General features: G+C 59.5%; 13 protein-coding genes. 6 read left to right on the top strand and 7 right to left on the bottom strand.

The window, feature by feature from the left end:
- The first annotated feature begins 413 nt into the window (after nt 1-413).
- Nucleotides 414-1,403 carry a hypothetical protein gene (locus tag E5J99_RS19905; RefSeq protein WP_167852255.1) on the top strand — a complete coding sequence of 330 codons (990 nt, stop codon included), beginning with the start codon at nt 414-416 and terminating at the stop codon, nt 1,401-1,403.
- Between the two features lie 113 nt (nt 1,404-1,516).
- Here the strand turns inward: E5J99_RS19905 and E5J99_RS19900 are convergent, their stop codons facing one another.
- Entirely contained in the window at nt 1,517-3,445 is a 1,929-nt protein-coding gene (locus E5J99_RS19900; RefSeq protein ID WP_135499567.1) for an ABC-F family ATP-binding cassette domain-containing protein, read from the bottom strand.
- 201 nt (nt 3,446-3,646) lie between these two features.
- Between E5J99_RS19900 and E5J99_RS19895 the strand changes: the two genes are divergently transcribed.
- A complete protein-coding gene (locus tag E5J99_RS19895) occupies nt 3,647-4,390 on the top strand; it encodes a GAF domain-containing protein (protein ID WP_167852254.1) in 744 nt (247 codons plus the stop codon).
- Between the two features lie 17 nt (nt 4,391-4,407).
- Here the strand turns inward: E5J99_RS19895 and E5J99_RS19890 are convergent, their stop codons facing one another.
- The 6 genes from E5J99_RS19890 to E5J99_RS19865 all read right to left on the bottom strand — a co-directional run bounded on the left by E5J99_RS19890 (nt 4,408) and on the right by E5J99_RS19865 (nt 11,318).
- On the bottom strand, nt 4,408-6,033 hold the full coding sequence (locus E5J99_RS19890; protein WP_135499565.1) for an amidase: 1,626 nt from the start codon (nt 6,031-6,033) through the stop codon (nt 4,408-4,410).
- Nucleotides 6,034-6,242: 209 nt separating this feature from the next.
- Nucleotides 6,243-6,455, bottom strand: coding sequence for a DUF2256 domain-containing protein (locus tag E5J99_RS19885; protein ID WP_135499564.1), 213 nt, complete (start codon nt 6,453-6,455; stop codon nt 6,243-6,245).
- 385 nt (nt 6,456-6,840) lie between these two features.
- On the bottom strand, nt 6,841-8,988 hold the full coding sequence (locus E5J99_RS19880) for an AsmA family protein (RefSeq protein WP_210114495.1): 2,148 nt from the start codon (nt 8,986-8,988) through the stop codon (nt 6,841-6,843).
- A 356-nt stretch (nt 8,989-9,344) separates the two neighbouring features.
- Nucleotides 9,345-9,887 (bottom strand): PAS domain-containing protein, encoded by a 543-nt coding sequence (locus E5J99_RS19875; RefSeq protein ID WP_135499562.1) that lies wholly within the window; start codon nt 9,885-9,887, stop codon nt 9,345-9,347.
- A gap of 9 nt (nt 9,888-9,896) precedes the next feature.
- Entirely contained in the window at nt 9,897-10,259 is a 363-nt protein-coding gene (locus E5J99_RS19870; protein WP_135499561.1) for a hypothetical protein, read from the bottom strand.
- A 303-nt stretch (nt 10,260-10,562) separates the two neighbouring features.
- A complete protein-coding gene (locus E5J99_RS19865; protein WP_135499560.1) occupies nt 10,563-11,318 on the bottom strand; it encodes an acyl-CoA desaturase in 756 nt (251 codons plus the stop codon).
- A gap of 369 nt (nt 11,319-11,687) precedes the next feature.
- Between E5J99_RS19865 and E5J99_RS19860 the strand changes: the two genes are divergently transcribed.
- From E5J99_RS19860 to E5J99_RS19850, 4 genes are all read left to right on the top strand, one after another.
- A complete protein-coding gene (locus tag E5J99_RS19860) occupies nt 11,688-12,287 on the top strand; it encodes a 2'-5' RNA ligase family protein (RefSeq protein WP_135499559.1) in 600 nt (199 codons plus the stop codon).
- Nucleotides 12,288-12,415: 128 nt separating this feature from the next.
- Nucleotides 12,416-12,880, top strand: coding sequence for a hypothetical protein (locus E5J99_RS19855; protein WP_135499558.1), 465 nt, complete (start codon nt 12,416-12,418; stop codon nt 12,878-12,880).
- Between the two features lie 204 nt (nt 12,881-13,084).
- The gene (locus tag E5J99_RS21490) at nt 13,085-13,261 is read left to right on the top strand and encodes a hypothetical protein (protein WP_167852253.1); all 177 of its coding nucleotides are present in this window, start codon (nt 13,085-13,087) and stop codon (nt 13,259-13,261) included.
- A 72-nt stretch (nt 13,262-13,333) separates the two neighbouring features.
- Nucleotides 13,334-13,804, top strand: coding sequence for a helix-turn-helix domain-containing protein (locus E5J99_RS19850; protein WP_135499557.1), 471 nt, complete (start codon nt 13,334-13,336; stop codon nt 13,802-13,804).
- Nucleotides 13,805-13,926 lie beyond the last annotated feature (122 nt).

The raw sequence follows: 13,926 nt of genomic DNA, 5'->3' as shown, positions 1-13,926 counted from the left end.
TTTATGGGCCGAAACGCTTTTTGACAACTCGCCCAAGGACACCGTCCTGCTCAAAATCCCGCGCCACCAACTCCACATCTGGCAAGAGGCCCTGGCATGGGCCGCGTAGGGCTAAAGTCAAGCTTAGAAGCTGTTTGAGTTATTAAAAACGGTCATGCTGAGCTTGCCGAAGCATCTCTACCGCTTCGTCTGAGCCGTGCAACGAAGTGGTAGAGATGCTTCGACTACGCTTTGCTTCGCTCAGCAGACCGCCTATTGAGATAGGCTCTGGGTGAGCCAGCTTCTGCTGTAGCTTAAATCCTTGCCTGTGATAAAGTCGGATCGAACAAATGTTTAATTATTTCAATATTAATTATTCATTTAATCATCTACATTCATCCATTCCTTTTTCTCACTCTTTATCTTCAGTAGTTATGAAAAACAGTAACGCAGCCATGCTCTGGGCGTGTACGCTTTTGCTGGGAACGGCCGGCAGCGCCGCCGCTCAAGGCAACACGAGTATCATTCAGCAGGTTGGGAGCACCAACACCGCCGAGGTAACCCAGCCGGGGCGGGAAAGTAGTTCGACCGGCACCCAGGCAGGCAACCTGAATACCTTGCGGGTAAACCAAAGTGGGGCTTTCCATACGGCTACCGCTACGCAGGTCGGCAACCGCAATGCTATTATTCAGAATCAGGAAGGAGCCTCTGCTACGGCTACCGCCACGCAGGTGGGCGAGCTGAACAGCATTCGGCAAACGCAGCTGATCGGGCCGATTAACAGAGCAGTGGCGACCCAAGTGGGTGTCAGCAACCAGCTTACCCAAGACCAGGTAGGACTAGGAAACGATGCCACCGCAAACCAGGTTGGCAGCCGGAATACTGGCCGACAGCTACAGCAGGGCCGGGTGGGCGTGGCCACTATGCTCCAGATCGGCGACGACAACGATGCCGCTCAAAGTCAGGGGGGCTTGGCCAACACGGTCAGCCTTGTTTCGGTTGGCAACAACAACCGCTCGTCGCAAACCCAGAGCGGAGGCAATACCGCCGCCGGCAACCAGACGGGCAACGAAAACCGCCTGCTCCAGATTCAGGATGGTTTTACCAACGTGGCAACCGCCACGCAGGCCGGTGACCGAAACCTGGCCGAGCAGCGGCAAAACGAGGGTTCCGTCAGCCAGAACACGGCTATACTAGAGCAGGACGGCGACGACAACCGCGCCTTTCAGACCCAGGGCGGCGGCCTACTCACGGCCGCCAACCAGGCCTACATCGACCAGGATGGCGACAGCCACCTGGCACGGCAGCAGCAAAGAGGCATTCTGAATACGGCGCAAACCTACCAGGGCGCAAGCGCGCAGTCCAGCACCACGGTGCAAACCGGCGACCGGAACCAGGTCATCGTTAAGCAGAACCATCCGTAGCTCTGCTTCGGCAAGCAAAAGCCCCGTACCGCTTCTCGTTGTGGAAGTGGTACGGGGCTTTTTTGCTTACGGGCGGTAGCGGCGCTTGGCCTCTCGGGTCCCGAGCAACGGTTTTAGCGCTCGAGCTGCTCGGCTTTTTCAGCCAGCTTTTCCCACTGATCGTTCACGCGGTTCAGCTCCTTTTTCACCAGCTCAAACTTCACCGTAGCGTCTTTCAGCTGCGCGGCGTTGTTGTAGATGTTGGGGTCGGCGAGCTGCTTTTCGTAGATACCCAGCTCCTGCTCCAGGGCCGTAACGCGGGCTTCCACTTCCTTCAGCTCCTTATTGACCTTTTTCAGCTCCTGCTGGGCGGCTTCGCGCTCCGAGTTGGATACCTGCTTTTTCTCTTCTTTCACCGGCTTTGGGGCCGACGGCGAAGGCAAACCCGCTTTCTTGGCGGCCTTCTCCCGGTCTTCCTGCCATTGCTCATACTCGGCGTAGGTGCCGGGGTATTCCTTGAGCTGGTAGTCTTCGATAAACCAGATTTTGGTCGCCACGTTCTCCACGAAAAACCGGTCGTGGCTGATGACGATGAACGTGCCCGCGTACTGTTCCAGAGCCTGAATCAGAATGTTCACCGACACCATATCCAGGTGGTTGGTCGGTTCGTCGAGCAGCAGGAAGTTGGCTTCCGAAATCAGGGTTTTGGCCAAGGCCACGCGGCTTTTCTCGCCACCGCTGAGCACTTTGATTTTTTTGAAAACCTCCTCGCCCGTGAACAGAAACGAGCCCAGCACCGAGCGCAGCTCCATTTCGCTGCGCTTCGAGCCGGCTTCGTTCATCTCCTGAATAATCTCGTTCTCCATCGTCAGCGACTCGAGCTGGTGCTGGGCGTAGAACGACATAATAACGTTGTGGCCCAGTTGGTGCTTGCCATCGGTGGGGGCCTCGGTGCCGGCTACCAGGCGCATCAGCGTCGATTTGCCCTTGCCGTTGGCCCCGATCAGCGCGATTTTGTCGCCCCGCTCGATGTGCACATTCGTATCGCGGAAAATCAGCTTCTGGTCGTACTTCTTCATCACGTGCTCCATGCGCAGGATGTGCCGGCCGGGCTCCACCTTGAACTGGAACTTCATGTTGATTTTGGCCGCGTCGCCGGCCACGTCCTCAATGCGCTCCAGTTTGTCGAGCGCCTTCACGCGGCTCTGGGCCTGCTTGGCCTTGCTGGCCTTGGCCTTGAATCGCTCGATGAACCGCTCGGCGGCCCGGATCTGGGACTGCTGGTTCTCAAAAGCGCCCTTCTGAATAAGGTTGCGCTCCTCTTTTTCCTCCAGGTAGTAAGTGTAGTTACCGGCGTAGGGCACCAGCTTGCCGCCCAGCACTTCCACGGTGGTATTGGTGGTGCGGTCCAGGAATTCCCGGTCGTGCGACACGATGATGACCGCGCCTTCGTAGCCGGCCAGGTAGTTCTCAATCCACTTGATAGAGGGCAAGTCCAGGTGGTTGGTGGGTTCGTCGAGCAGCAGCAGCGAGGGTTTCTGCAGCAGGATTTTGGCCAGCATCACGCGCATGCGCCAGCCGCCCGAAAACGTCTTTAGCGGCTTTTGCAGCTCCTCAGTAGTGAAGCCCAGGCCTTCCAGAATTTCCTCGGCCTGCGCCTGCATGGTGTAGCCGCCCAACGCTTCGAAGCGCTCCTGCGCATCGGCCAGCTTCTCCACGAGGTCGTCGTGGTAGTTGTTCTCAAACTCGACCAGAATCTGGTCAATTTTCTTTTGAATCTCCAGCGCTTCCTCGAAGGCCTGCATGGCCACCGTCAAAATGCTTTCGTGGGTGTCGTAGCTGAGCAAATCCTGGTTCAGGAAGCCCAGCGTCACGTCCTTGCTCATGGAAATACTGCCGCCGTCGGGCTTGTATTCGCCCACCAGCACACGCAGCAGCGTCGATTTGCCCGTGCCGTTCAGCCCGATCAGGCCGATTTTGTCTTTGGGCTTGATGTGCAGGCTGGCCTTGTCGTAGAGGGCGCGGGAGCCAAAATGAAAGTCGAGGTCGTTAATGGAAATCATCCTACTTTGCTATGAAGATGCAAAGGTAACTCATTCAGGTGAGGCAATAAGTTGCCCGGGCAAGATATGTCTATGTCGCCCTGTGCTCCCATACAGCACTCTCCCACCGGCTCTCATCCGCAAAAGATACGGCAAAACCTATTCCCCACTTTGTACGGCCTTGCGTATGAGGCTACACCAGGCTTCACGCACACCCCGCTCATGCACCTTCCTCAGCAGTCCCTTATTCCCAGCAACGAGGAAGACCGCCTGCTGGCTCTCAGTCGGTACCAGATTCTCGGGACTACGCCGGAAAGACTTTTCGACGATTTGGCGGCGCTAACGGCCAAGCTGTTCAACACGCCCATCGCGCTGGTTTCTCTTGTAACGGATGACAGTGTCTGGTTTAAGGCCAACTTTGGGCTGCCTGATGCTGAGCGCATAGCCCGCGCCGAAAGCCTGTGCTCAGTAGCTATTCTGCGCAACGAAGCCACCATTTTTGAAGACCTGACCCAGCAGCCCTGCGCCCTGGTCGAGCCCCAGGTGCTACAAGCCCTGGAGCTGCAATTCTACGCGGGCTACCCCTTGCACACGCCCGACGGCTTCAATATCGGGGCCCTGTGTGTTATTGACCGGGAACCCCGCACTTTTCTGCCCGACGAAGAGGCGCTGCTCCAGCACCTGGCTACCACCGTGCTGCTGCTGCTGGAACTACGCCGCACCAGCAGTGGCCCCGCAGAAGTGGTGGGGCCCGCCTGGGAGAAGATCTACACCGCCATTCCGCCCTTGATTCATAGCCTGACGCTGCTGGCGGAAATTGGCAGCACCGGAACCGCCGTCGACGTGCACGGCACCTTGGTGGGCACTACCGCCATTCACCACGAAGCCGGGCAGCTCACGGTGTTAATCAACCGCACGATCAGCGCATTATTGGCCGAGTACCCGGCGCGACCATCCGCCAGCTGATAGCCGCGCCCGTACCTTTACCCGACGAAAGGCCCCTGAAACTGCGGGGCCACGCGCTTTTTCGAGGCTTGCTCGTAGGCGTAGGCCAGCCCCAGCAGCGGTCCTTCGCCGTAGGCTCCCCCCACGAACGATAACCCAACTGGCAGTCCGTGGGCCAGGCCCATGGGCACGGTGATGTGCGGATAGCCAGCCACGGCCGCCGGCGACGAAAAACCCGGGCCGCCGCCGCCGTCGCCATTGATCAGGTCGATGCAGCGGGCGGGGCTGGTGGTAATGGCGATGATGGCGTCGAGCTTGTTGTCGCGCAGCACGGTATCCAGAATTTTCCGGCCCCCGTCGCGGGACTTCCGCACCGCCTCCTGGTACTTGGGCGCGCTCAGCCCTTCCAGCTTCTGCGACCGTTCCAGGGTTTCCTGCTGGAAGAAAGGCATGGCCTTGGGTTTATTCCGGGTGTTGAAGTCGATAACCTCCTGCAGGTTTTTGACGCCAGCTCCCGCCCCGGCCAAGTACTTGTTCACGCCATCCTTGAATTCATACAGCAGCACGTCGTATTCTGCATCGCCCAGCTCATCTACCTGCTTATCCACTTCTACCTCCACCACGGTTGCCCCCTGCGCCTTGAGCAGCTCCAAGGCTTGCTGGAGCAGCGCAATTCCCTCGGACGCACCTTTCAGGTGGCTTTTTTCCACGCCCAACCGCTTGCCCTTCAACGCTCCGGCATCCAGAAACCTGGTGTAGTCGCTCTGGGCTTTGCCCGTGCTGGCCTGGGTAGCGGCATCGGCCGGATCGACGCCGGTGAGGGCTCCTAGTAGCAGGGCCGCGTCGCGCACGGTGCGGGCCATAGGGCCGGCCGTGTCCTGAGTGGCCGAAATCGGGATGATGCCCGAGCGGCTCAGGAGGCCCACCGTGGGCTTCACGCCCACCAGGCCCGAGCACGATGCCGGCGACACGATGGAGCCGTCGGTTTCGGTGCCGATAGCCACGGCGCACAGGCTAGCGGAGGCCGCCGCCCCCGAACCGGCGCTGGAGCCGCTGGGCGTCCGGTCCAGGATATAGGGATTCTTGGTCTGGCCGCCCCGGCTGCTCCAGCCGCTGGTAGAGCGCGTGGAGCGGAAGTTGGCCCACTCACTCAGGTTGGTTTTGCCTAGCAGTACTGCCCCGGCCTCCCGCAGCTTTTTCACGATAAAAGCATCCTGCTTGGCTTTGTGGCCCGCCAGCGCCAGCGAGCCGGCCGTAGTCTGCATCTGGTCGCCAGTATCGATGTTGTCTTTAATAAGGACGGGAATGCCGTGCAACGGCCCGCGCAGCTTTCCGGCTTTGCGCTCCTTGTCCAGCGTGTCGGCAATGGCCAAAGCGTCGGGATTGAGCTCGATAACGGAATTGAGACGCGGACCTTTCTGATCGATATCCTCAATACGCTTCAGATACAGCTTGGTCAGGGAGCGGGCCGAGTGCTTGCCGCTACGCATCATCTCCTGCAGCTCGGCGATGGTGGCTTCCTGCAGCTCGAAGGAGTCGGCGGCCGGGCTGGTGGGATTGACAGAAGCAACGGGACCAGTGGCCGTAGCGGCGGCGTCGAGCGACAGGGTGGTAAGAGCGACACCGGCCAGGCTGCTGGTGCGAATGAATAGTCTTCTGTTCATGAATGGGGCGTTTTGCGGTCAAGATAAGACGCCCGTCGTTTGTTTCAAGCTTCGTCCTACCAAGGTCACCCGCACGGCCTAAACCCACCCTGGAGCGGTTTCGGGTTCAGTGTATGGGGCAGCAGTAGCGCGAACTGTGTAGTTCGCGCTACTGCGCCGATAATACGACTGCGAACAGCGCGGGGACGCGAACTACACAGTTCGCGCTACTAGCCATTGCCCCCGAAACCGCTCTGGCGCCCCGCTTCCGGTGCGGCTTTGGGCTTGTTGCGCTGGCACTTTTCGCCGCAGTATTTCACCTCGTCCCAACTGTTGCGCCATTTCTTGCGGTATTCGAAGGGGCGGCCGCAGGTCAGGCAAATTTTGGTGGGCAGATTGCCTTTCACCAGGCGGGCAGGAAGTGAGGCGGCAGAACGAGACATAGAGGCTGTTTAGAAAGTAAAATAGAACGTCCTGTCGACTACTCTGCGCATCAAGCAGAATAGTCGACATGGCGTCTTAGCGTGTTTCGAGTTACTTTCTAAACAGCTTCATAAACAGAAAGTATAGCTTCTGGGGCAACTGCCAGCCATACGAAAGGGTTTTGCCGGCCGCGCAGTACGCTGCGGTGCTGGGAAGGCTGTTTGTCGCGACTCAGCTGATCAGTGAGCAGCTTTAAGAGCGCGTTTGGGAATTAGTGAAAACCCCATTTGTGTCATGCTGAGCTTGTCGAAGCATCTCTACCGCAGTGGTAATCAGAATTAGTTTGGCGGTAGAGATGCTTCGACAAGCTCAGCATGACACAAAAATCAAAACCCCAAACACGCTTTACGGCTGCTCGCTGATGGTTTGGGCCAGCTTTTGGGGGGCTCCGATACTGTTCAGCAGCCCACTCACCAAGCCCTGCCGCCAGAGTGAAAACACCGAAACCCGCTGGTCGCGCCGGCTTTGCATAGATCCCAGCTTGAGCTTGTCCGGACCCAGGCCGCGCGGGTTCTGGTCCCGGATAACGATGCCGTTGAGCAGCGTGGAGCCCACTTTCGTCAGCAGCGTTTTCTGGTCGGGGCCACCGGCTTGGCTGAGTAAGGCCAGCTTCAAATCGGAATATTCGGCCCGCATGGTGCCCGTTATCTGCTGGCGGTTGCCAGTGAACCGTACCGTGGCCCGGCGTACGGTACCACTCTCGAAACGCGCCAGCCGGGTAGGCTCGGTCATGGTGTTGAGTAGCGTGATGGAGCCGGGACCGAATGTACCCTCCCCGCTGTGCGCACCAGCGGGGTCGAGCAGCGGAATCCGGACGGCTATCCGCACGTTCCAGCTATTTTGGAGCCACCCCGAGGCCTGGCCCACCAGCGGCGCAGCCGCCGTCATCAGGCGCGGGTCGTTGGTCAGGTTGGTCAGCGTGGCGTTGATGCGGTTGAAAGTGATACTGCCCTCGCGCTGAGTTTTGGGGCCTATGTACGAGGTGCCGATGGAGCTGTTGGCCAGCACCACGCGGCGCACGTTCAGCCGCACCGGCAGCTTGGCCAACGATTCCTGGGTAACCATGGAAAACTTAGGATTGAGCGGAAACCGGCCGTCGCCGGCAATCAGGACGCGTACGTTGCGCACCTCCACTTGCCGGGCCAGCAGTGCTCCGCGCCGGGTCAGTGCGCCAAAATCGAGGCCGGTAACCGCTAGTACCGGTGCCCGAACGGTGATGTGCGGCGTTTGGTGGCGCTTGTAGCGAGCCAGCGCCGTGGGTGTCATGGTAGGGCGCAGCGTGATGCCGGTAGCGCGCAGCACCCCGGTGCGCGTGATCAGCTCCGTGCCCTGAAGACCCAGCCAGTACACCGGCGCAGAAACAGCCGTTTGCACCCGACCCGTGCGCAGCTCCCAGCTTCGGGCATACCAGATTCGGGAGGCATCAGTAGCTCCCGCCGCCGTTACCAGCATATCATCGGCCCCCAACCGGATGTCCTGCACCTGCGGCTTGGCCCGTATGCCCAGAAGACGGAGCGTGCCGCCGCTGACGCGCAGGTGAGCTACTGCAACATGCCGCAGGTAAGAAGCCAGCACGTGGTGCAGAGCCGGCGGTGGCTGTGTGGGTGGGGTAGCCGCCAGCCAGGGTTTCACTACACTCACGGAGTCGAGGCGCACCTCTCGGCGACGTAGCGCCTGGGCACTGAGGCCGGTCAGCCGCAAGTGGGGCAAGGCCAGCCGAACCCGCACCACCGGCCCTGGCTGCTCCATGGCCCGCAACGACCAGACGCGCAGGGAGTCGACGGTGAGTTGCTGACGCTGGGAGGAATACCGCACGGCACCCACTCGTAGCCGGTGCTCGGCCACGGTACCCAACGCCCCACTCACCTGCACTCCAAACGAGGAAGCGTAGCCCAGGCGCAACGTATCGGTGGCCCCGGCGGCACTTAGCAGCACATCCTGGGCCGTGAAGCTGGCGCGCCGGACGCTGGTCTGCGGCACCCGGCCCGACCCGTAGGCGGCTCGTACGTTCAGCACGCTCACGTAGCCAATCCGAAGCCCCGGAATGCGGGCGGGCAGCTGCTCGTGCAGGGGTTTGGCGTTGGGGTTGGCTTTCGGCAGCTGTAGTGCTCGTAGCCGGAGGCCCGCTACCCGTACCGTATCGATGGGCACGAGGGTGCCGCGCAGCAGCGCGCCCAGGCCAACCCCCGAAATCCGCACTTCTTCAATGGTAGCCAGCAGGCGCGGCAAGGTAGTTTGCTGCCAAAGCTGGTTATTTTTAGCGGGCCGTAGCTCTATGTTTTGTATGCGCATGGCACGGCTCCAGAGGCTGGTGTGCAGCTCGCCAATGCGCAGCTGGTAGCGGCCCTGACTTTGCTCGGCCACTTGTTTTTCCAGCATGCGGCGCAGCCAGGGGTCCAGAAATGCCACAGCTATGCCCACCAGCAGCAGCAACGACAGCACCATACCACCGGTCCAATACCGCCAGCGGCCCGGTTTTTTTCCGGTAGGCACCAGGGGTGTATCCGCAGTTGGGGCGGCTGAATTTAGGTGCACGGAAAAGAAAAAGCGGCGAAAAAAATCACTTTAACGCGCAACCCATAGATCAGGGTTTTGGATAACAACGAATTGTTCAGTTCGTCTACTCTATGCTTGAATGCGTGTCTGCTTTGCCCGCATTGCCACAAAAAAGGCTCCCCTACAGGGAGAGCCTTTCTTGTAAACAGTAGCCTTAGAAGCTGTTTGAGTTAGCGCTGAAACGATGTCTCGTCGGCCACGCCGGCACAACGATTTTCGTTCAACGATAAGACGCAAGTATGCATCTCTACACCGGTTTGATGGCCCTTACGCTAACTCAAACAGCTTCTTAGTTACTCGCCCAGGCGCTGGCGCAGCTCACGCACCTGCCGCTCCAACTCCAGATTTCGGAACGTGACCTTCACTTCCAGATCAGCGTAGGCGCGCTCCAGGTCCTGCTCGCGCTGCCGTAGTGCCAGCTCCGTGAGCTTTTGGTCGTGAATATCGGTGCAGGTGCCAAACCACTGCCGGATCTGGCCCATCGCGTCGCGCTGGGGCTGGGCCTGACCCAGAAACCAACGGTAGGTGCCGTCTTTGGCCCGAAACCGATACTCGATTTCATAAAACTCGCCGGTAGCCAGCGCGTGGCCCCATACGTGGCGGGCGCGCTGCTGGTCGTCGGGGTGGAGTAGGTTGTTCCACATATCCGGCCCCACCCTGTCGGCCAGCCCGTAACCGGTAAAATCGACCCAGCGTTGGTTGAAATAGGTATGAAAGCCCGTGGGGTCGGTGAACCAGACCAGCTGCGGGATGAAATCGGCCAAAAAGCGGAACTGCGCGTCCGCTTGCTGACGGCTTTGCTCTTCGCTCGACATAGATTCGGAATTCAGCATCATGGCAAAAAATCAACAGAGCTGAGCTAGCTGAAGCTCCATTCCCGACTGGAAGTATAAGTTAAGCTGGCTCTGCACGCCGTTGGCCGAGCGCCGTAAGCGCGTTATCAGAGCCCGGGTATCTTCCTGCACCAATTGCAGCTCCAGGTAGGGCCGGTTCAGCAATTCGTCGCGCTGCACCGACCACTGGCCCCGGTCATCATGCTGGGGTGCGTATACCTGCACCGTACCCGGCTGCAACGACAGCCTGGTAGCCTGCGCCAAGGCACTAAGCGGGCTACTCTGGTTCAGGACGCGCTCCTCCACGCACCAGTCCCCGGTGAGGTACTCATCCGGCAGCTGCTGCAGATTGACGTCAAATAAAGTTTCAGGCATTAAGGCAACAAAAGGCATCCGTGAGACGAGGAGCCGCCTTCATCTTGCCTTCCTGGCCGGTTGGCACCAGCCAGGATACGGCAGATAGTTAACTCCTCCAAATTAGTAGTCTGCCCAACACCAGGGAAGAGGCAAAGTTCCTTTTATGAGCTCACGCGCTAGTAGCTGCTTGGTGTTGCCTGATTGTCACCGCGCTTTTTTTCATCTGGCGGGGAGAAGGCAGCGTTTGCCTGGCTTCGTTTCTGAAGCAAGCGAGGCTGCCTCCTCGCGGAAGCAGCCTCGCTGTTGAAATAAAAAAGAACGTTAAGCCGCTACGGATGGGAGCGTTTCCTTCATCTTTTTGAGGCGGATGACGCTGAGCTTATCCAACGTCCAGATGACGGGATACGTGGGGTCCAGCTCCCACCATTTCACTCCGAAGTTGACCCGGCTGGGCAGCTTGTGGTGGTTGTTCTGGAATAGCTCGCCCCCAGTCAGGAAGTCAAAAAACAGGGAGTTGCGCGACTTATCGTTGTTGTCGAAGTTCTGATAGCCGTACTTGTGGCCACTCCAGTTTACGATAGCGCCGTGCACGGCTCCCATCGAGAAGTGAATGGGCAGCAACAGATAGTGCCACCAAGTGGTAGCGAAATTGACGTAGAACAGCACGTAGAACACGCCCCAGCCCACGCGGGAATACCACTTATTGCCGAACTCCTCGAGGGCCGTCCACTCCGGATAGTCGCCGGCAAACCGCTCGGCTTCCTTCGAGCGGCCATAGAGCACGTCCTGGTAGATGCCCCGCGTTTTCCACATCATGGTGAAGGCGTTGGAAGAGTAGTGCGGCGAGTGTGGGTCGCGCTCCGTGTCGGAGTAGGCGTGGTGCATGCGGTGCAGCAGCGCGTAGCCCCGGGGCGACATAAACGACGAGCCCTGCCAGATATACGTCAGCAGGAAGAAAGCCTTCTCCCAAAACTTGTTCATCGTGAACATTTTGTGGGCGGCGTAGCGGTGCTGGAAAAACGACTGCGTGAACAGCGACAAATACCAGTGAGCCAGAAAGAATGCGAGAATAGCCATAGCGTCGGACGAGCAGAAAGGTGTGACCACAGAAGGAGAAGAAACGACCAAGCAAGCACACCGAGCGGGCCGTGGTATTCAACCTGAATTTGCCGGGGAAAGGTACGCAATAAGTGAAGGCCAGCGCACAGCAGCCCTCCGTGCTACGTAAAGCCAGCCGGCGCCCGAAAGTTTCATGCTTGCCTGGCGGGTACCCGTTTCATATGTACACAGGCGGTTCCGGATAACGGATGCTACGCCTCGGCTTACGTCACTCTAACACGGCGCGCACCGGCCCAACCCGCAAACGTAGCGGCAGCCAGCCAGCCATTTCCTTGGGAAATTCCCACCCGGCTTAACCCTACGTCCAATTCCGGAGTTTAGACAGGTATGCTCGCCATTACGACTCTTCTTGCGCCGCACTATGCGGCCCGTATTAACCGCATCATAAAAGGGCTGGAAACGGAGTTTGGCCTCGACGACGTGCAGGCTACCCCCGATCCGCACATCACCTACCAGCTGGCGGGTGTACGCAAGCTCTCGGCTCTGAAGGCCGTGCTGCATGAGGTGGCCCGCACCACTCCGCCCTTCGAGGTGCATACCACGGGCCTGGGCGTGTTTCCGGGACCCAATCCCGTGATTTATATCCCGGTGCTGCGCACAGATGCGCTCAACCAGCTGCACCAGCGCATTGTGCGGGCTACGGCACCGCTGTGTTTGCGCACCGATAAGTTCAGTGGTCCCGACTGCTGGCTGCCGCATATTTCCCTGGCCCTGCACGATACGACACCCGAGCTGCTGGGCCCGGTGCTGCAATACCTGAACAAGCAGACGTTCAACCTGAAGCTCACGCTCAACAACCTGGCGATTCTGCGGCAGCAAGGCGACTTATTCCTGCGCGAGGAAGTATTCGACTTCGGCCCCGCTGCTCCCGCCCCGGCAGGTGCCATGCCCGAGCCGGGCGTCGCGGTGCTCCAGTCTGGTCGCTAAGCCGGCGGCTGCCAGCAGTAAGTAGCACGCCCAGAACCTTCTCAGGCGGGCCGCGCTAATTTTGCGGCTCGGGCGCGGCATTTTGACCGGCGTCCCCGACCTTTACCGCTTCACTTCTCTTTTCCTGTATGTATAACGCCGTACTCATTCTGCACTCCTGGAGCCGCTGGCTGGTGATAATTTTTGGCCTGATTGCCATTTTTCGCGCCCTAAGCGGCTGGCAGGGCCGCCGCGACTACCTAGGGGCCGACAACGGCATGGGAGCCGCTTTCGTGGGCTCGATGCACTTGCAGCTGCTCCTGGGCTTGCTGCTGTACGTGGGCCTGAGCCCCTACGGCCTGAAAGCCTTCGAAACCGCCGGCGGGGCCGTGATGAAAGATCCTGAAGGCCGGTTCTGGGCCGTTGAGCACATGGCCACGATGATTCTGGCCGTGGTAGCCGCCCAGGTGGGCCGTACGCTGTCGAAGAAAGCCACCGACCCGGTGCTAAAGCACAAGCGGGCCTTCGTCTGGTTCACGGTGGCCCTGCTGCTGGTGCTGCTCATGATTCCGTGGGGCATCTGGAACCCGGCCCGGCCGTTGTTCCGCTTCTAGCCTCGGGGCTGGCAAAAAATAACTATGCTACTCGTAACGGCTTCTGAATTTATTCGGGGGCCGTTGCTGTTTCTACGCTTGTGTATGGCTTCCGGAAGCTACTGGCGAAAAGAAGTAGGGTTGAGTTATAGTTTCTTCTTATAATCTTGCGTAGTATTATTGCTACACTACTTCATTTTGCAGCACTCTTTCGTTTCCCATCCTGTGCAAAGAACATCTCCTTCTTCCCGCTTTTCGCGGGATGAGTTTTGCGCCTTAATTGATACCCGGCTCCAGGAGCTGGAATCGAGTCAGGATGCGCGCCGCAAATACGCGGCGGTACTTGTGGCTCTGCGCAGTAGCTTCGACGCCTACCAGCAGACCCGCCGCCAGAAAGGCTGACGTTCCGATTTCTACTAGTGCTTAGTCAGGAGAGTTTTTTGAACAAAAAGGCAGATTGGACGTTGCTTTTGGATGGGAAGACCACTCACACCATTTGTCCTGTCGTCGACTGACCGCCAGACTATTGAGGCTTTAACCCGCAAAGGCCGCCACGCCGGGCGCACGGTCCAACGCGGGCGGATACTGTTGCGGCTGGCCGACGGGGGCAGCGGCTACACGGTGGCCGACGAGGTGGGCTGCTGCGTGCAGACGGTCTACCAGGTGCGCCGCCGCTACGTCGAGCAGGGGCTGGCCAGGGCGCTCGGCGAGGCCCCGCGCCGCGGCGGGCCCCGGCGCTTTGACGGGGCGGCCCGCGCCGCGCTCACGGCCCTGGCCTGCACGCCGGCCCCATTGGGGCACAGTCGCTGGACCCTGCGCCTGCTGGCCGATAAAGCCGTGGAACTGTGCCTGGTGGAAACCATTTCCCACGAAACGGTGAGCCAGGTGCTTAAAAAAACGAAATACAGCCCCAGCGCCAGCAGCACTGGTGCCTGGGCGAAGTGAACGCCGCTTTTCTGGCCCGCATGGAGGACGTGCTGGCCGTCTACGCGCGGGCCTACGACCCGTACTTTCCCGTCATCTGCTTCGACGAACGCCCCTGTGTGCTGCACGGCCAGCCCGTCGAG

Origin of the sequence: Hymenobacter elongatus (genome assembly GCF_004745955.1) — a bacterium.
GTDB classification, from domain to species: Bacteria; Bacteroidota; Bacteroidia; order Cytophagales; family Hymenobacteraceae; genus Hymenobacter; species Hymenobacter elongatus.
The sequence above is the reverse complement of the archived record's forward strand: the minus strand, read 5'-3'. Positions and strand labels throughout refer to the sequence as shown.